Origin of the sequence: Streptomyces albiaxialis, assembly GCF_039530985.1 — a bacterium.
Taxonomy (GTDB): Bacteria; Actinomycetota; Actinomycetes; order Streptomycetales; family Streptomycetaceae; genus Streptomyces; species Streptomyces albiaxialis.
In genome coordinates this window covers 132,572-149,981 of sequence record NZ_BAAAPE010000010.1, presented here as the reverse complement: position 1 = coordinate 149,981, position 17,410 = coordinate 132,572, and the positions used below count along the sequence as shown (strand labels likewise).

The following is a 17,410-nucleotide window of genomic DNA, read 5'->3' as shown; positions in this document are numbered from 1 at the left end:
AGGAGACCAGAGATGGGGATGCCCTCGTGCCGATCACGAACCAGCAGGTGAAGGACCACGCGTTTCTCGGGGGGCTCTACGCGACCGAGCACTCGCCCGCGCATGTGCTCGACAAGGGGAAGGCCGTCCTGCTGGCCCTGTGCGAGCGGATCGAGGCGGAGGACCCCGCCGATCTCGACGCGCTGTACGTGCTGACGCACGCGGCCACGGAGGAGTTCAACGAGCTGGAGGAGGAGTTCCACGCGGCGGGGAGCGAGATCGAGACCATCGCGCGCGAGGAGATAGCCGAGGACTTCCATTTCGTCGCCATGGCCTACGGGTTCGCGGACGCCGACGACGAGGAGCTGATCGCCCCGCGGGAGTGGTGAGCCCCGGCCGGTGGGGGCTGTTCCCCGGCCGGTGAGGGCTACTCCTCGGCCGGGCCAGCCAGCAGCTTGCCGTTCTTCACCTTCACCGGCACCTTCGGCAGGGGCGCCGTCGCGGGCCCCTTGGCGACCTTGCCGGTGTCGGTGTGGAAGCGGCTGCCGTGCAGCGGGCAGACGAACTCGCCCTTCTCGGCCCGGTCGATGGCCGCGCCCTGGTGCGTGCAGACCCCGGAGAACGCCTTGAACTGGCCCTTCTCCGGCTGCGAGACGAGCACCTTCTGCTCGGTGTACGCCTTCGCGCCGCCCACCGGCACGGCGTCCGCGGCGCCGAGATCGACCTGCTTGTCGGGCCCCGAGGAGGAGTCCCCCGAGCCGGAGCCCGAGCCGCCCCCGTCGGAGTCGCCTCCGCAGGCGGCGGTGGTCAGTCCCAGCGCGGCGAGGGCGGCGCCGCAGAGGACGGTACGGCGCGTGGCGGCGGACCGCTGATCATGATTCGTCACGCGCCGTACCTTACGTCCTCACGCCCTCACTTCTTCCGAACGGCACTCTTCTTGGCCGCCGGTGCCTTCTTGGCCGCCGTCGTCTTGGCCGGAGCGGCTTTCTTGGCCGCGGCGGCCTTCTTCGCGGGTGCCTTCGCCGCCGCCTTGCGCGGCTTCGCCTTCACGGGCGTCGCGTCGCTCACCCGGTCGCTGCTGAGCACGTCGCGCAGGAACTTGCCGGTGTGGCTCGCCGGGACCCCGGCGACCTGCTCCGGCGTGCCCTCGGCCACGACCACGCCGCCGCCGCTGCCGCCCTCCGGGCCCATGTCCACGACCCAGTCGGCGGTCTTGATCACGTCGAGGTTGTGCTCGATGACGATGACCGTGTTGCCCTTGTCGACCAGGCCCTCCAGGACGCCGATGAGCTTGCGGATGTCCTCGAAGTGCAGGCCGGTGGTCGGCTCGTCCAGCACGTAGACCGTACGGCCCGTCGAGCGCTTCTGGAGCTCGCTGGCGAGCTTCACGCGCTGGGCCTCGCCGCCCGAGAGGGTGGGCGCCGGCTGGCCCAGCCGGACGTACCCGAGCCCGACGTCGTTGAGCGTGCGCAGGTGGCGGGAGATGCTGGGCACCGCCTCGAAGAAGTCCAGGGCCTGCTCGATCGGCATGTCCAGGACCTCGGCGATGCTCTTGCCCTTGTAGTGGACCTCCAGCGTCTCCCGGTTGTAGCGGGCGCCGTGGCAGACCTCGCAGGGGACATAGACGTCCGGCAGGAAGTTCATCTCGATCTTGATGGTGCCGTCGCCGGAGCAGTTCTCGCACCGGCCGCCCTTCACGTTGAACGAGAAGCGGCCCTGCTGGTACCCCCGCACCTTCGCCTCGGTGGTCTCCGCGAAGAGCTTCCGCACGTGGTCGAAGACCCCGGTGTACGTCGCCGGGTTCGAGCGCGGCGTACGGCCGATGGGCGACTGGTCGACGTGCACGACCTTGTCGACCAGGTCGTCGCCGTCGACGCGGGTGTGGCGGCCCGGGACCGATCTGGCGCCGTTCAGCTCGCGGGCCAGGTGGGTGTAGAGGATGTCGTTGACCAGCGTGGACTTGCCGGATCCGGAGACTCCGGTGACGGCGGTGAGCACGCCCAGCGGGAAGGAGACGTCGATGTCCCGCAGGTTGTTCTCCCGCGCGCCCCGGACGGTCAGCTCGCGGCCCGGCTCCAGGGGGCGGCGGATGTCGGGCGTCGGGATCTCGCGCTTGCCGGAGAGATAGTCGCCGGTGACCGAGTCCGCGTTGGCCAGCAGCTCCTTCAACGGGCCGCTGTGCACGACCTTGCCGCCGTGCTCGCCCGCGCCCGGGCCGATGTCCACGACCCAGTCGGAGGCCTTGATGGTGTCCTCGTCGTGCTCGACGACGATCAGCGTGTTGCCCAGGTCGCGCAGCCGGACCAGGGTCTCGATCAGCCGGTGGTTGTCGCGCTGGTGCAGGCCGATGGAGGGCTCGTCCAGCACGTAGAGCACGCCGACCAGGCCGGAGCCGATCTGGGTGGCCAGCCGGATGCGCTGGGCCTCGCCGCCGGAGAGGGTCCCCGCGGCGCGGTTGAGCGTCAGATAGTCGAGGCCGACGTCGACCAGGAAGCGCAGCCGCTCGTTGACTTCCTTCAGCACGCGCTCGGCGATCTTCTTGTCGCGGGCGTCGAGCTTCATGTCGCGCAGGAAGTCGGCGCACTCGGTGATCGACATCGCGGAGACCTCCGCGATCGACCGGCCCTGCATGGTGACCGCCAGGATCAGCGGCTTCAGCCGCGTCCCCTCGCAGGCCGGGCAGGGCACCTCGCGCATGTATCCCTCGAAGCGCTCGCGGCTCGTGTCCGTCTCGGCCTCCGAGTGGCGCCGCTTGACGAAGGGCACGACGCCCTCGAACGCCGTCGTGTACGCCCGCTCGCGCCCGTACCTGTTCCGGTAGCGCACCTCGACCTGGGTCTTGTGGCCGTACAGCAGCGCCTTCTTCGCGCGCTGCGGGAGGCCCGCCCAGGGGATGTCCGTACGGAAACCGAGCGCGTCGGCGAGGGCGCCGATGAGGCGGCCGAAATAGTCCTTGGTGTGCCCGTGCGACCAGGGGTGGATCGCGCCCTCGTCCAGCGACTTGTCCTCGTCGGGGACGATCAGCTCCGGATCGACCTCCATCCGCGTGCCGATGCCGGTGCACTCGGGGCAGGCGCCGAAGGGCGAGTTGAACGAGAAGGAGCGCGGCTCCAGCTCCTCGAACGACAGGTCGTCGTACGGGCAGTACAGATGCTCGGAGTACATCCGCTCGCGCTGCGGGTCGTCCGCGTCCAGGTCGACGAAGTCGAGGATCACCATGCCGCCCGAGAGCCCGAGCGCGGTCTCGACCGAGTCGGTCAGCCGCCGCTTGGCGGTGCTCTTGACGGTGAGGCGGTCCACGACCACCTCGATGGTGTGCTTCTCCTGCTTCTTCAGCTTGGGCGGCTCGGAGAGCTGGACGGTCTGCCCGTCGACCCGCGCGCGGCTGTAGCCCTTGGTCTGCAGCTCGTTGAAGAGGTCCACGAACTCGCCCTTGCGCTCGCGCACCAGCGGCGAGAGCACCTGGAAGCGGCTGCCCTCCTCCAGGCCGAGGACCTTGTCCACGATCGCCTGGGGCGACTGGCGGGCGATGGGGCGGCCGCAGACCGGGCAGTGCGGCTTGCCGATACGGGCGTAGAGCAGGCGGAGGTAGTCGTAGACCTCCGTGATCGTGCCGACCGTCGAGCGCGGGTTGCGGGAGGTGGACTTCTGGTCGATCGAGACCGCGGGGGAGAGACCCTCGATGAAGTCGACGTCGGGCTTGTCCATCTGCCCGAGGAACTGCCGGGCGTAGGCGGACAGCGACTCGACGTAGCGGCGCTGCCCCTCGGCGAAGATCGTGTCGAAGGCCAGGGAGGACTTCCCCGAGCCGGACAGACCCGTGAAGACGATGAGGGAGTCGCGGGGGAGGTCGATCGAGACGTTCTGGAGGTTGTGCTCCCTCGCGCCACGGACGAGAAGACGGTCGGCCACGCTGGCTGGCACCTTTCAGTGAGAAGCGGGGCACCCGGGACGAACGGAACGGGACGGGAGCCCCCGACCAAGAGTAGGACGGCGCCGGCGGGAGCGGGATCCGCTTCCGGCCGAAGCACCGCCCCCGACCCTATAGCACGTGCTTTCGATTTACGGCGGAGTCTTGCCATCTTCCACTCGAAGGAGTGGCCGGACTAGGTTTGGATCATGACTTCGCCTGCGCACGACGCCGAACTGCTCAAGTCCGCGACGGAGCGACTGCTGGACGCCGCCGCGAAGCTCGACCCCGCGACGCTCTCCGGACCCTCCCAGCTCCCCGGCTGGACCCGCGGCCATGTGCTGGCCCACCTCGCGCGCAACGCGGACGCGCTGGTCAACGTGCTCGCCGGGCGCCCCATGTACGCCGGCGCCGAGGCCCGCGACGGAGACATCGAGCGCGACGCGGACCGCTCCCCCGAGGCCCACCTCGACGACCTGCGGACGACGGCCGAGCGGCTCGACGCCGCCTTCGCCGAGGAGACCGACGCGAGCTGGCAGCGCACCGTCGAGCTGCGCAACGGTGTGACCGACCTCGCTGCCTCGCTGCCCTTCCGCCGCTGGATCGAGATCGAGCTGCACCACGTCGACCTGGGCGTCGGATACGGGCTGCAGGACCTCCCCGGCTCCTTCGTCGACCGCGAGCTGGAGAACATGGCCAAGCGCTTCTCCGGCCACCCCGGCGTCCCCGAGGCCATCGAGCTGCGGGTCGAGGACGGCCGCGTGCTGCACACCGGCGCCGCCCCCGGCAGCACCCCGGACGGCCCCGTGATCATCTCCGGCAACCCCACGGCGCTGGTCGGCTGGCTGACGGGCCGCACCACCGGCAGCGGCCTCTCGGCGAGGGGGTCCCTCCCCGCGCTGCCCGCGCTCTAGGGTTGAGCCATGGCTTACAGCGGAGTGGTCAGGGTCGGCGGACCCGCGGACGTGCACGAGCTGGCGGGGCTGATGATCTCCAAGGTCGCGGTCGGCCCCACGAACAACAACGCGTACCTGCTGCGCTGCCGCGCGACCGGCGAGCAGTTGCTGATCGACGCCGCGAACGAGCCGGAGACCCTGCTCCGGCTCGTCGGCGAGGACGGCATCGCCTCCGTCGTCACCACGCACCAGCACGGCGACCACTGGCAGGCGCTCGGCCCCGTCGTCACCGCCACCGGCGCCCGTACGTACGCGGGGAGGTACGACGCGCCGGAGATCCCCGTCCCCACCGACGTCCTCGTGGACGACGGGGACACGGTCCGCGTCGGCCGGGTCGAGCTGACGGCCCGCCACCTCGCCGGGCACACCCCCGGATCCATCGCGCTGGTCTACGACGACCCGCACGGCCACCCCCATCTGTTCACCGGCGACTGCCTCTTCCCGGGCGGCGTGGGCAACACCTGGGGCGACCCGGAGCGGTTCGCGAGCCTGCTGCGCGACGTCGAGACCAAGCTCTTCGCCCAACTCCCCGACGAGACCTGGGTGTACCCCGGCCACGGCGACGACACCACGCTCGGCGCGGAGCGCCCGCACCTGGAGGAGTGGCGCGAGCGCGGCTGGTAGCGCCCGCGGGGCGGCGTGGGGCGGTACGTCCGCGTACCGTCACCCCGCCCCAGTAGGGTGACAACCATGGCAGACCCCTCCAGCTATCGACCCAAACCGGGAGAGATCCCCGACTCGCCCGGGGTCTACCGCTTTCGTGACGAGCACCGCCGGGTGATCTACGTCGGCAAGGCCAAGAGCCTGCGCCAGCGCCTGGCCAACTACTTCCAGGACCTCGCCGGGCTGCACCCGCGCACCCGCACCATGGTCACCACGGCCGCCTCCGTCGAGTGGACCGTGGTGAACACGGAGGTCGAGGCGCTCCAGCTCGAATACTCGTGGATCAAGGAGTACGACCCCCGGTTCAACGTCAAGTACCGCGACGACAAGAGCTATCCGTACCTCGCGGTGACGATGAACGAGGACTTCCCCAGGGTCCAGGTCATGCGCGGCCAGAAGAAGAAGGGCGTGCGCTACTTCGGGCCGTACGGGCAGGCGTGGGCCATCCGCGAGACGGTCGACCTGATGCTCCGCGCGTTCCCCGTGCGCACCTGCTCGGCCGGGGTGTTCAAGCGCTCCGCGCAGATCGGCCGCCCCTGCCTGCTGGGGTACATCGGCAAGTGCTCGGCGCCCTGCGTCGGCCGCATCAGCCCCGAGGACCACCGCGCTCTCGCCGAGGACTTCTGCGACTTCGTGGCGGGCCACACCGGCGCGTATCTGCGCCGCCTGGAGCGCGAGATGGCCGAGGCCGCCGAGGAGATGGAGTACGAGCGGGCGGCCCGGCTGCGCGACGACATCGACGCGCTGCGCCGCGCCATGGAGAAGAGCGCCGTCGTCCTCACCGACGCCACGGACGCGGACCTCATCGCCGTCGCCGAGGACGAGCTGGAGGCCGCCGTCCAGATCTTCCACGTCCGCGGCGGCCGGGTGCGCGGCCAGCGCGGCTGGGTCACCGACAAGGTCGAGGACGTCTCCACCCCCGACCTCGTCGAGCACGCCCTCCAGCAGCTCTACGGGGAGGAGCGCGGCGACGCGGTCCCCAAGGAGGTGCTGGTCCCGGCCCTGCCCGAGCCGGTCGAGCCGATAGGGCAGTGGCTCTCCGAGCGCCGGGGCGCGCAGGTCAGCCTGCGCATCCCGCAGCGCGGCGACAAGCGCGCCCTGATGGAGACCGTGCACCGCAACGCCGAGCAGTCCCTCGTGCTGCACAAGACCAAGCGCGCCTCCGACCTCACCACGCGCTCCCGCGCCCTGGAGGAGATCGCCGAGGCGCTCGACCTGGACACGGCGCCGCTGCGCATCGAGTGCTTCGACATCTCGCACCTCCAGGGTGACGACGTGGTGGCCTCGATGGTCGTCTTCGAGGACGGCCTCGCACGCAAGAGCGAGTACCGCCGCTTCCAGATCAAGTCCTTCGCCGGGCAGGACGACGTCCGCGCCATGCACGAGGTCGTCAGCCGCCGCTTCCGCCGCTATCTGCTGGAGAAGCAGAAGACGGGGGAGTGGCCGGAGGAACAGGTGTCCGGGGAGGTGCCGCCCGGCGAGGACGCGCCCGCGGAGGGCCCGCGCGAGGAGGACGGCCGCCCGAAGAAGTTCGCGTACCCGCCGCAGCTCGTCGTGGTCGACGGCGGCCAGCCGCAGGTCGCCGCGGCCCAGGCGGCGCTGGACGAGCTGGGCGTGGACGACGTCGCGGTCTGCGGCCTCGCCAAGCGCCTGGAGGAGGTCTGGCTGCCCGGCGAGAGCGACCCCGTGGTCCTGCCGCGTTCGAGCGAGGGCCTGTATCTCCTTCAGCGGGTGCGCGACGAGGCCCACCGGTTCGCGATCCGCTACCAGCGCGGGAAGCGCGGCAAGAGGATCAGGACCAGCCCCCTCGACGCCGTGCCCGGCCTGGGCGAGACCCGTAAGAAGGCCCTGCTCAAGCACTTCGGCTCGGTGAAGAAGCTGCGCGCCGCCAGCGTCACCGAGATCGCCGAGGTGCCGGGCGTGGGCCGCAAGACGGCCGAGACCGTGGCCGCGGCGCTCGCCGGCGCCGTTCCGGCGGGACCCGCCGTGAACACCGCGACCGGTGAGATCGTTGAAGATGAGTGACGCCGGAAGGACGGCGTCCCCAGGTGAGACGTCGGGGGATGAGCGGGATGAGCAGCAGCATGAGTGCGGAGCGTGACCAGCGTGATCAGCACGAGCAGTACGAGCAGCGCGGAGACGGAGCACAGGTGAGCACGCCCACACACGGTGAGACCGAGGAGACGGGCAGCGCCACCATCCCGGAGCTGGTGATCATCTCCGGGATGTCCGGCGCGGGACGCAGCACGGCGGCGAAGTGTCTGGAGGACCTCGGCTGGTTCGTGGTCGACAATCTGCCGCCCGAGCTGATCCCCACCATGGTCGAGCTGGGCGCGCGCTCGCAGGGGAACGTGGCCCGGATCGCGGTCGTCGTGGACGTCCGCGGGCGCAACTTCTTCGACAACCTCAAGGGCGCCCTGGCGGACCTCGCGGCCTTCCACGTCTCGCGGCGGATCGTTTTCCTGGAGGCCTCGGACGACGCGCTCGTCCGGCGCTTCGAGTCCGTCCGCCGCCCGCACCCGCTCCAGGGCGACGGGCGCATCGTGGACGGCATCGCCGCCGAGCGCGACCTGCTGCGCGAGCTGCGCGGCGACGCCGACCTGGTCATCGACACCTCCAGCCTGAACGTGCACGAGCTGCGCGCGAAGCTCGACGCCCAGTTCGCGGGCGACGAGGAGCCGGAGCTGCGGGCCACGGTCATGTCGTTCGGATACAAGTACGGGCTGCCCGTCGACGCCGACCTCGTCGTCGACTGCCGCTTCCTGCCGAACCCGCACTGGGTCCCGGAGCTGCGTCCGTACACGGGCACCAGCGAGGAGGTGTCCAACTACGTCTTCAACCAGCCGGGGGCCAAGGAGTTCCTCGACCGGTACGCGGAGCTGCTCCAGCTCATCGCCGCGGGCTACCGCCGCGAGGGCAAGCGGTACGTGACCATCGCCGTCGGCTGTACGGGCGGCAAGCACCGCAGCGTGGCCATGTCCGAGAAGCTGGCCCGCAGGCTGTCCGACGAAGGAGTGGAGACGGTCGTCGTCCACCGGGACATGGGGCGTGAGTGACACCGAATCCGACGCCGACGCCGCCGCGCAGAACGGTCAGGCTCCGGCACCTCGTCAGGCCGCGCGGCTCCTCGGCGAAGCAGCCCAAGGTGGTGGCGCTGGGCGGCGGCATGGGCCTGTCCGCCTCCCTGACGGCGCTGCGCCGCATCACCGGTGACCTGACAGCCGTCGTCACCGTCGCCGACGACGGCGGCTCCAGCGGCCGCCTCCGCGACGAGCTGGGCGTGCTGCCCCCCGGCGACCTGCGCAAGGCCCTCGCCGCGCTCTGCGGCGACGACGACTGGGGCCGCACCTGGGCCGAGGTCATCCAGCACCGCTTCGAGAGCCGGGGCGAGCTGCACGAGCACGCGGTCGGCAATCTGCTGATCGTCGCCCTCTGGGAGCAGCTCGGCGACCACGTCCAGGCCCTCGACCTGGTCGGGAAGCTGCTCGGCGCGCACGGCAGGGTGCTCCCGATGTCCGCCGTGCCGCTGGAGCTGCGCGCCAGCGTGCGCGGGCACGACCCCGACCGCCCCGACGATCTGACGACCGTCCGCGGCCAGGCCACCGTCGCGCTCACGCCCGGCGAGGTGCAGGAGGTGCACCTCGTCCCGCACGACCCGCCGGCCGTCCCCGAGGCGGTCCGCGCGGTGCTCGACGCGGACTGGGTGGTGCTCGGCCCCGGCTCCTGGTTCTCGTCCGTGATCCCCCACTTGCTGGTGCCCGAACTGCTCGAAGCTCTGACCGAGACGAAGGCCCGCAAGGTGCTCTCGCTCAACCTCGCGCCGCAACCCGGAGAAACGGATGGTTTTTCCCCGCAGCGTCATTTGGAGGTTTTGGCCCGACACGCCCCTAAACTCGCCTTCGACGTGGTGCTGGCCGACCAGGATGCCGTGCCCGACCAGGATTCCCTGAGCGAGGCCGCCAAGCGGCTGGGCGGGGCGGTCGAGCTGGCGCCCGTAGCGGCACTCGACGGCAGCCCCAAGCACGATCCGGAGCTCCTCGCCGCCGCGTACGACCGTATTTTTCGGATGCATGGAAGGATCGGCCCATGGCGATGACGGCTGCGGTGAAGGACGAGATCTCGCGACTCCCCGTCACCCGGACCTGCTGCCGGAAATCGGAGGTCTCGTCGATCCTGCGGTTCGCGGGCGGCCTGCACCTGGTGAGCGGGCGCATCGTGATCGAGGCGGAGCTGGACACGGGCATCGCGGCCCGGCGGCTCCGCAAGGACATCCTGGAGATCTTCGGGCACGCCTCCGACCTGGTGGTGATGGCCCCCGGCGGACTTCGCAGGGGCAGCCGCTACGTCGTACGGGTCGTGGCGGGCGGTGATCAGCTCGCACGCCAGACGGGGCTGGTCGACGGCCGCGGCCGCCCGATCAGGGGGCTGCCGCCGCAGGTGGTCTCGGGGGCGACCTGTGACGCGGAGGCCGCCTGGCGTGGGGCCTTCCTCGCGCACGGCTCGCTGACCGAGCCGGGCCGCAGCTCCTCCCTGGAGGTCACCTGCCCCGGGCCCGAGGCGGCCCTGGCGCTGGTGGGCGCGGCCCGCAGGCTCCAGATCCCGGCGAAGGCGCGCGAGGTGCGAGGCGTGGACCGCGTCGTCGTCCGGGACGGTGACGCGATCGGCGCGCTGCTGACCCGCCTCGGCGCGCACGACTCGGTGCTGGCGTGGGAGGAGCGGCGGATGCGCCGCGAGGTCCGCGCCACGGCCAACCGGCTCGCCAACTTCGACGACGCGAACCTGCGCCGTTCGGCCCGGGCCGCCGTCGCCGCGGGCGCCCGGGTGCAGCGGGCCCTGGAGATCCTCGCGGACGAGGTGCCCGAGCACCTGGCCGCGGCGGGCAGGCTGCGGATGGAGCACAAGCAGGCTTCACTGGAGGAGCTGGGCGCGCTCGCCGATCCGCCCCTCACGAAGGACGCGGTCGCGGGCCGTATCCGGCGCCTGCTGGCCATGGCCGACAAGCGCGCCCAGGACCTCGGGATCCCGGGCACGGAGTCCAATCTGACCGAGGAAATGGTCGGCTGACGCCTGTCCGGAGGGCCCGTTTCGCCCCCCACGGGCGCGTGCCCGGCCGATGTGATCCTCGCCCCGATGGAGAGGTAGGGTCGGAGACGGTCGGGGACATCCCAAACAGCACACGCCGGTGTCCTCACCGGCGTACCTAGCGAGGAGATCGGTTTCGTGACGATCCGCGTAGGCATCAACGGCTTCGGCCGCATCGGCCGCAACTACTTCCGCGCGCTGCTGGACCAGGGTGCGGACATCGAGATCGTCGGTGTCAACGACCTGACCGACAACGCCACACTCGTCCACCTGCTCAAGTACGACACGATCCTCGGTCGGCTGAAGCAGGAGGTCAGCCACACCGAGGACACGATCACGGTGGGCAAGCAGACGTTCAAGACGATGGCGGAGAAGGACCCGGCCAACCTCCCGTGGGGGGAGCTGGGCGCCGACATCGTCATCGAGTCCACCGGCATCTTCACCAAGCGCGAGGACGCGGCCAAGCACCTCGCCGCCGGCGCGAAGAAGGTCCTCATCTCGGCCCCGGCCAAGAACGAGGACATCACCGTCGTCATGGGTGTCAACGAGGACCAGTACGACCCCGCGCAGCACGACGTGATCTCCAACGCCTCCTGCACCACCAACTGTGTGGCCCCGATGGCGAAGGTCATGGACGAGAGCTTCGGCATCGAGCGCGGCCTGATGACGACGGTCCACGCGTACACCAACGACCAGCGCATCCTGGACTTCCCGCACAAGGACCTGCGCCGCGCGCGTGCCGCCGCGGAGAACATCATCCCGACCACCACGGGCGCCGCCAAGGCCACCGCGCTGGTCCTCCCGCAGCTCAAGGGCCGCCTCGACGGCATCGCCATGCGCGTCCCGGTCCCGACCGGCTCGGTCACCGACCTGGTCCTCGAACTCAAGCGAGAGACCACCAAGGACGAGGTCAACGCGGCCTTCAAGAAGGCCGCCGAGGGCCAGCTCCAGGGCATCGTGGAGTACACCGAGGACCCGATCGTCTCCTCGGACATCGTCAACCAGCCGGTCTCCTGCACCTTCGACGCCTCGATCACCATGGTCGACGGCAACCAGGTCAAGATCCTCGGCTGGTACGACAACGAGTGGGGCTACTCCAACCGCCTCGTCGACCTCACCACCTACGTCGGCGCCCGTCTCTGATCCGGCGCCGCACGGCATGGCGGTCAGGGCCCGTGCGTCCCGCACGGGCCCTGACCCATGCAGCACTGGCATGAACTGGCAGGAATGGCAGGAGCCATCGATGAAGACGATCGACGATCTCGTCGACGAGGGTGTGTCGGGCAAGCGGGTCTTCGTCCGCGCCGACCTCAACGTCCCGCTGGACGGCGGGACGATCACCGACGACGGACGCATCCGCGCCGCCGTCCCCACGATCACCCAGCTCGCCGAGAACGGCGCGCGGGTGGTCGTCGCCTCGCACCTGGGCCGCCCCAAGGGCGCCCCGGACCCGCAGTTCTCGCTCGCGCCCGTCGCGAAGCGGCTCGGTGAACTCCTCGGGAAGGATGTCGCGTTCGCGACGGACACCGTGGGGGACAGCGCGAAGGCCACCGTCGGCTCGCTGGCCGACGGCGGGGTCACGCTGCTGGAGAACCTCCGCTTCAACCCGGGCGAGACGAGCAAGGACGACGCCGAACGGGGCGCGTTCGCCGACGAGTTGGCGGCCCTGGCCGACAGCTACGTCGGCGACGGCTTCGGCGCCGTGCACCGCAAGCACGCCTCGGTCTACGACCTCCCGGCGCGCCTCCCGCACGCCGCGGGTCATCTCATCGCCACCGAGGTCGGCGTCCTCAAGAAGCTCACCGAGGACGTCCGGCGGCCGTACGCGGTCGTGCTCGGCGGCGCCAAGGTCTCCGACAAGCTCGGCGTCATCGACCACCTGCTGACCAAGGCGGACCGCATCCTCATCGGCGGCGGCATGGCCTACACCTTCCTGAAGGCGAAGGGGTACGACGTCGGCACCTCGCTCCTTCAGGAGGACCAGGTCACGGCCGTCCAGGGCTATCTGGCGCGCGCCGAGGAGCTGGGCGTGGAGTTCGTGCTGCCGGTCGACGTGGTCGCGGCGGCGGAGTTCCCGGACCTGAAGGCCAAGACGCCCTCGCACCCGGAGACCGTCGCCGCCGACGCGATCCCGGCGGGCCTCATGGGCCTGGACATCGGCCCCGAGAGCCGTAAGCTCTACGCCGCGAAGCTCGCCGACACGGCCACCGTCTTCTGGAACGGCCCGATGGGCGTCTTCGAGCACCCCGATTACGCGGAGGGCACCAGGGCCGTGGCGCAGGGACTGCTCGACAGCCCGGCCTTCACGGTCGTCGGCGGCGGCGACAGCGCGGCTGCCGTCCGCCTGCTGGGCTTCGACGAGAACGCGTTCGGACATATTTCGACCGGCGGCGGCGCCAGCCTCGAGTACCTCGAAGGCAAGACGCTTCCTGGCCTGGCCGCACTGGAGGACTGACCCCCCGATGACTACCCGTACCCCGCTGATGGCGGGCAACTGGAAGATGAACCTCAACCACCTCGAGGCCATCGCCCACGTCCAGAAGCTCGCCTTCGCGCTGACGGAGAAGGACTACGAGGCCGTCGAGGTCGCCGTCCTTCCCCCCTTCACCGATCTGCGCTCGGTGCAGACGCTGATCGACGGCGACAAGCTGAAGATCAAGTACGGCGCCCAGGACGTCTCCTCGCACGAGTCCGGCGCGTACACCGGCGAGATCTCCGGCGCGATGCTGGCGAAGCTGAACTGCACGTACGTCGCCATCGGCCACTCCGAGCGCCGTCAGTACCACGGCGAGGACGAGCCGCTGGTCAACGCGAAGGTGAAGGCCGCCTTCCAGCACGGGCTGACCCCGATCCTCTGCGTCGGCGAGGAGCTGGAGGTGCGCGAGGCGGGCAACCACGTCGCGCACACCCTCGCGCAGGTCGACGGCGCCCTCAAGGACGTCCCGCAGAAGGACGTCGCCACGATCGTCGTCGCGTACGAGCCGGTGTGGGCCATCGGCACCGGCAAGACCTGCGGCGAGGAGGACGCGCAGGAGGTCTGCGGCGCGATCCGCGGCCGTATCCGGGAGCTGTACGACGAGGAGACCGCCGAGGCGGTCCGTATCCAGTACGGCGGCTCGGTGAAGGCCGGCAACGTCGCGAAGATCATGGCGCAGCCCGACATCGACGGCGCGCTCGTCGGCGGGGCCTCGCTGGACGCGGAGGAGTTCGTCAAGATCGTCCGCTTCCGCGATCAGTGAGCCCTGTGATCCGCAGGGTGTGACGCCGGGTCGTCGCCCGTCGTAGTCTTACGGGGCCGGGCCGTGGTGCCCGGCCCCGTAAGAGCCTCCAAAAGTCATGAGTCCCGACAAGAGTCCGAGAGAGTTGATCCAGCCGTGATTACTGGCTTCTCAGTCGCCCTGATCGTCATCAGCGCGCTGCTGTTGCTGCTGGTGCTGATGCACAAGGGGAAGGGCGGCGGCCTCTCCGACATGTTCGGTGGCGGTATGCAGTCCTCGGTCGGCGGTTCCTCTGTCGCCGAGCGCAACCTCGACCGGATCACCGTCGTGGTCGGTCTGGCGTGGTTCGCGGTGATTGTGGTGCTCGGCCTGCTGATGAAGTTCGAGAACTGACGCTCCCGAGGCTTGCAGGAGAGCTGACAGCGCGTCGTATTCCCTGCCTATCATGAGGCGCGCGTCCCGGAACCGACGCAGTAACTCCGGTCACTGGACGCGCGTTGGGCCCTACGTACACTAGGGCGCCCTCAGCGGAGCTGCCCTTCGATGCTCCGCAGCACCGTGAGGCAGGGAGTTACGACCGTGGCAAGTGGCAACGCGATCCGGGGAAGCCGGGTCGGAGCGGGGCCGATGGGGGAGGCTGAGCGGGGCGAGTCCGCGCCGCGCCTCCGCATCTCCTTCTGGTGCTCCAACGGGCACGAGACCGTGCCGAGCTTCGCCAGCGACGCGCAGATCCCGGAGACCTGGGACTGTCCGCGCTGCGGCTTCCCGGCGGGCAAGGACAGGGACAACCCCCCGGACCCCCCGCGGACGGAGCCGTACAAGACGCATCTCGCCTACGTCCGGGAGCGGCGCAGCGACGCGGACGGCGAGGCCATTCTCGCCGAGGCGCTCGCCAAGCTCCGGGGAGAGATCTGACCGGCAGAGCGGACCGGTCCCCCCGCACCCTTCGCATCGACGACGGCCCGGCCGCGCACGCCCGAGTGGCTGTGCGGCCGGGCCGCTGATCTTCCGGGGCGGGAGTCTTCTAGGGTGGGAGCGGCGGGGTTCGGTACGAGAAGAATGGGTGAATTCGCTGATGAACGCTGCTGGCCATGAGGAACGGGCCCGGCTGGACCAGACGCCCGAGTGGCACGCGCTGGCCAAGCACCGGGAGGAGTTCGGGGACACGCATCTGCGCACCCTCTTCGCCGAGGACCCGGGCCGCGCCGAGCGCTACGCCCTGCGGGTCGGCGATCTCCACCTCGACTACTCCAAGCACCTGATCACCGACGAGACGCTGCGCCTCCTGCGCGAGCTGGCCCGGGCGACGGGCGTCGCGGAGCTGCGGGACGCGATGTTCGCCGGTGAGAAGATCAACATCACGGAGGACCGCGCGGTGCTGCACACCGCGCTGCGCACCCCCGAGTCCGCGACGATCGAGGTCGACGGGGAGAACGTCGTCCCGAAGGTGCACGCGGTGCTGCGCAAGATGGGTGTCTTCGCGGAGAAGGTCAGGGGCGGCCACTGGACCGGTCACACCGGCAGGCGCATCCGTACGGTCGTCAACATCGGCATCGGCGGCTCGGACCTCGGCCCCGCGATGGCGTACGAGGCGCTCCGCCCGTACACCACCCGCGAGATGGACTTCCGCTTCGTCTCGAACGTCGACGGCGCCGACCTGCACGAGGCCGTGCGCGACCTCGACCCGGCCGAGACGCTCTTCATCGTCGCGTCCAAGACCTTCACCACCATCGAGACCATCACCAACGCCAAGGCGGCCAGGAAGTGGCTGCTGGACGGCATGGGCGGCGACACGGCGGCGGTGGCCAAGCACTTCGTCGCGGTCTCCACCAACGCCGCGAAGGTCGCGGAGTTCGGCATCGACACGGACAACATGTTCGAGTTCTGGGACTGGGTCGGCGGCCGTTACTCGTACGACTCGGCCATCGGCCTCTCCCTCATGGTCGCCATCGGCGCCGAGCACTTCGGCGAGATGCTGGCGGGCTTCCACCTCGTGGACGAGCACTTCCGCACCGCCCCGCCGGAGGCCAACGCGCCACTGCTGATGGGCCTGCTGGGCATCTGGTACGGCAATTTCCACGACGCCCAGTCGCACGCGGTGCTGCCCTACAGCCACTACTTCTCCAAGTTCACCGCGTACCTCCAGCAGTTGGACATGGAGTCCAACGGCAAGTCGGTCGACCGCGAGGGCGATCCCGTCAACTGGCAGACGGGCCCCGTCGTCTGGGGCACGCCCGGCACCAACGGGCAGCACGCCTACTACCAGCTCCTCCACCAGGGCACCAAGACGATCCCCGCCGACCTGCTCGGCTTCGCGCGGCCCGTCGGCGAACTGGGCGAGCTGCGCGACCAGCACGACCTGCTCATGGCCAACCTCTTCGCGCAGGGCCAGGCGCTCGCCTTCGGCAAGACGGCCGACGAGGTCCGTGCCGAGGGCGTGCCCGAGGAGCAGGTCCCGCACCGCACCTTCCGCGGCAACCACCCGACGACCACGATCCTCGCGAAGGAGCTGACCCCCTCCGTCCTGGGCCAGCTCGTCGCCCTCTACGAGCACAAGGTCTTCGTCCAGGGCGCCGTCTGGAACATCGACTCCTTCGACCAGTGGGGCGTCGAGCTGGGCAAGGTCCTCGCCAAGCGGATCGAGCCCGCGCTCGTCGAGGGGGCCGAGGTGGAGGGGCTGGACGCCTCGACGAAGGGCCTGGTCGACCACTACCGCTCGCTGCGGGGCCGCTGAGCGGCGCGTGGCGGACACGGCACGCGAAAGGGGCCCACGGTCGGTGGGCCCCTTTTCGTGTCCTCGTATCCCCGTGTCCTGGTGTCCCCTCCGTCAGCTCAGGGCCGGGGGATAGAGGTCCCTCGGGAGCTGGGAGGCCGCCGGCTCGTCGAGGAGCCAGAGGGTGCGCTGACGGCCGTACGCGCCCGCCGCCGGGGCCTGGAGTTCGCCCGCGCCGGAGAGGGCCATCGCCACGGCGTTCGCCTTGTCCTCGCCCGCGGCCAGGAGCCAGACCTCCTTGGCCGCGCGGATGGCGGGGAGGGTGAGCGAGATACGGGTCGGCGGCGGCTTCGGAGCGCCGTGGACGCCCACGACCGTACGGTCCGTCTCGCGGACGCCCGGGTGCTCGGGGAAGAGCGAGGCCACATGGGTGTCCGGGCCGACGCCCAGGAGGAGGACGTCGAAGGACGGGACGGGGCCGCCCCCGGCGCCAGCCGGTGGTGATGCGGTCTCGGGGCGCGCGGCGGCGGCGAGCGCCGTCGCGTACGCCTCGGCCGCCGCCTCCACGTCGCCCCCGTACGCGCCGTCCGAAGGCGCCATCGCGTGGACCCGGGCGGGGTCCAGCGGGACGGCGTCGAGGAGGGCCTCGTGCGCCTGGGTGGCGTTGCGCTCCGGGTCGCCCTCCGGGAGGAACCGCTCGTCGCCCCACCACACGTCGAGCCGCGACCAGTCGATCGCGTCGCGGGCGCGGGAGCCCGCGAGGGCGGCCAGCAGGCCGTTGCCGTTGCGCCCGCCCGTCAGGACGACCGAGGCCGAGCCGCGGGAGGACTGCGCGTCGACCACCTTGGTGATCAGGCGTGCCGCCGCGGCCTCGGCCATCTCCTCCTTG

The 17,410-nt window shown here is 70.6% G+C and carries 15 protein-coding genes and 1 pseudogene; 13 read left to right on the top strand and 3 right to left on the bottom strand.

The window, feature by feature from the left end:
- Positions 1 to 26 precede the first annotated feature (26 nt).
- A complete protein-coding gene (locus ABD343_RS20510; protein ID WP_344530272.1) occupies positions 27 to 368 on the top strand; it encodes a DUF5713 family protein in 342 nt (113 codons plus the stop codon).
- Between the two features lie 38 nt (positions 369 to 406).
- Here ABD343_RS20510 and ABD343_RS20505 read toward each other — a convergent pair whose 3' ends face one another.
- On the bottom strand, positions 407 to 865 hold the full coding sequence (locus ABD343_RS20505) for a Rieske (2Fe-2S) protein (protein WP_344530270.1): 459 nt from the start codon (positions 863 to 865) through the stop codon (positions 407 to 409).
- 26 nt (positions 866 to 891) lie between these two features.
- Positions 892 to 3,891 (bottom strand): excinuclease ABC subunit UvrA, encoded by a 3,000-nt coding sequence (uvrA, locus tag ABD343_RS20500; RefSeq protein ID WP_344530268.1) that lies wholly within the window; start codon positions 3,889 to 3,891, stop codon positions 892 to 894.
- 207 nt (positions 3,892 to 4,098) lie between these two features.
- Between uvrA and ABD343_RS20495 the strand changes: the two genes are divergently transcribed.
- From ABD343_RS20495 to pgi, 12 genes and pseudogenes are all read left to right on the top strand, one after another.
- On the top strand, positions 4,099 to 4,803 hold the full coding sequence (locus ABD343_RS20495; RefSeq protein WP_344530266.1) for a maleylpyruvate isomerase family mycothiol-dependent enzyme: 705 nt from the start codon (positions 4,099 to 4,101) through the stop codon (positions 4,801 to 4,803).
- Between the two features lie 9 nt (positions 4,804 to 4,812).
- A complete protein-coding gene (locus tag ABD343_RS20490) occupies positions 4,813 to 5,469 on the top strand; it encodes an MBL fold metallo-hydrolase (protein WP_344530264.1) in 657 nt (218 codons plus the stop codon).
- A 66-nt stretch (positions 5,470 to 5,535) separates the two neighbouring features.
- Positions 5,536 to 7,530, top strand: a pseudogene (gene uvrC / locus ABD343_RS20485) (excinuclease ABC subunit UvrC); the annotation flags it as partial.
- Between the two features lie 62 nt (positions 7,531 to 7,592).
- The gene (rapZ, locus tag ABD343_RS20480) at positions 7,593 to 8,564 is read left to right on the top strand and encodes an RNase adapter RapZ (RefSeq protein ID WP_344530260.1); all 972 of its coding nucleotides are present in this window, start codon (positions 7,593 to 7,595) and stop codon (positions 8,562 to 8,564) included.
- Positions 8,561 to 9,604 carry a gluconeogenesis factor YvcK family protein gene (locus ABD343_RS20475; RefSeq protein ID WP_344530258.1) on the top strand — a complete coding sequence of 348 codons (1,044 nt, stop codon included), beginning with the start codon at positions 8,561 to 8,563 and terminating at the stop codon, positions 9,602 to 9,604. The genes rapZ and ABD343_RS20475 overlap by 4 nt, the downstream gene beginning before the upstream one ends.
- Positions 9,595 to 10,572, top strand: coding sequence for a DNA-binding protein WhiA (whiA, locus tag ABD343_RS20470; protein ID WP_344530256.1), 978 nt, complete (start codon positions 9,595 to 9,597; stop codon positions 10,570 to 10,572). Before ABD343_RS20475 ends, whiA begins: the two co-directional genes overlap by 10 nt.
- 156 nt (positions 10,573 to 10,728) lie before the next feature.
- Complete coding sequence (gene gap / locus ABD343_RS20465; RefSeq protein WP_344530254.1) at positions 10,729 to 11,733, top strand: type I glyceraldehyde-3-phosphate dehydrogenase; 1,005 nt, start codon at positions 10,729 to 10,731, stop codon at positions 11,731 to 11,733.
- A gap of 100 nt (positions 11,734 to 11,833) precedes the next feature.
- Positions 11,834 to 13,045, top strand: a complete 1,212-nt coding sequence (locus tag ABD343_RS20460; protein ID WP_344530252.1) for a phosphoglycerate kinase — start codon at positions 11,834 to 11,836, stop codon at positions 13,043 to 13,045.
- Positions 13,046 to 13,052: 7 nt separating this feature from the next.
- Positions 13,053 to 13,829 (top strand): triose-phosphate isomerase, encoded by a 777-nt coding sequence (tpiA, locus tag ABD343_RS20455; protein ID WP_344530250.1) that lies wholly within the window; start codon positions 13,053 to 13,055, stop codon positions 13,827 to 13,829.
- 135 nt (positions 13,830 to 13,964) lie between these two features.
- The gene (gene secG, locus ABD343_RS20450) at positions 13,965 to 14,201 is read left to right on the top strand and encodes a preprotein translocase subunit SecG (RefSeq protein ID WP_344530248.1); all 237 of its coding nucleotides are present in this window, start codon (positions 13,965 to 13,967) and stop codon (positions 14,199 to 14,201) included.
- A 186-nt stretch (positions 14,202 to 14,387) separates the two neighbouring features.
- The gene (locus ABD343_RS20445) at positions 14,388 to 14,723 is read left to right on the top strand and encodes an RNA polymerase-binding protein RbpA (protein ID WP_079101126.1); all 336 of its coding nucleotides are present in this window, start codon (positions 14,388 to 14,390) and stop codon (positions 14,721 to 14,723) included.
- A gap of 160 nt (positions 14,724 to 14,883) precedes the next feature.
- Positions 14,884 to 16,542, top strand: coding sequence for a glucose-6-phosphate isomerase (gene pgi / locus ABD343_RS20440; protein ID WP_344530244.1), 1,659 nt, complete (start codon positions 14,884 to 14,886; stop codon positions 16,540 to 16,542).
- A gap of 93 nt (positions 16,543 to 16,635) precedes the next feature.
- On the opposite strand, the gene pgl is transcribed toward pgi, so the two are convergent.
- Complete coding sequence (gene pgl / locus ABD343_RS20435; RefSeq protein WP_425578232.1) at positions 16,636 to 17,400, bottom strand: 6-phosphogluconolactonase; 765 nt, start codon at positions 17,398 to 17,400, stop codon at positions 16,636 to 16,638.
- Positions 17,401 to 17,410: the final 10 nt, after the last annotated feature.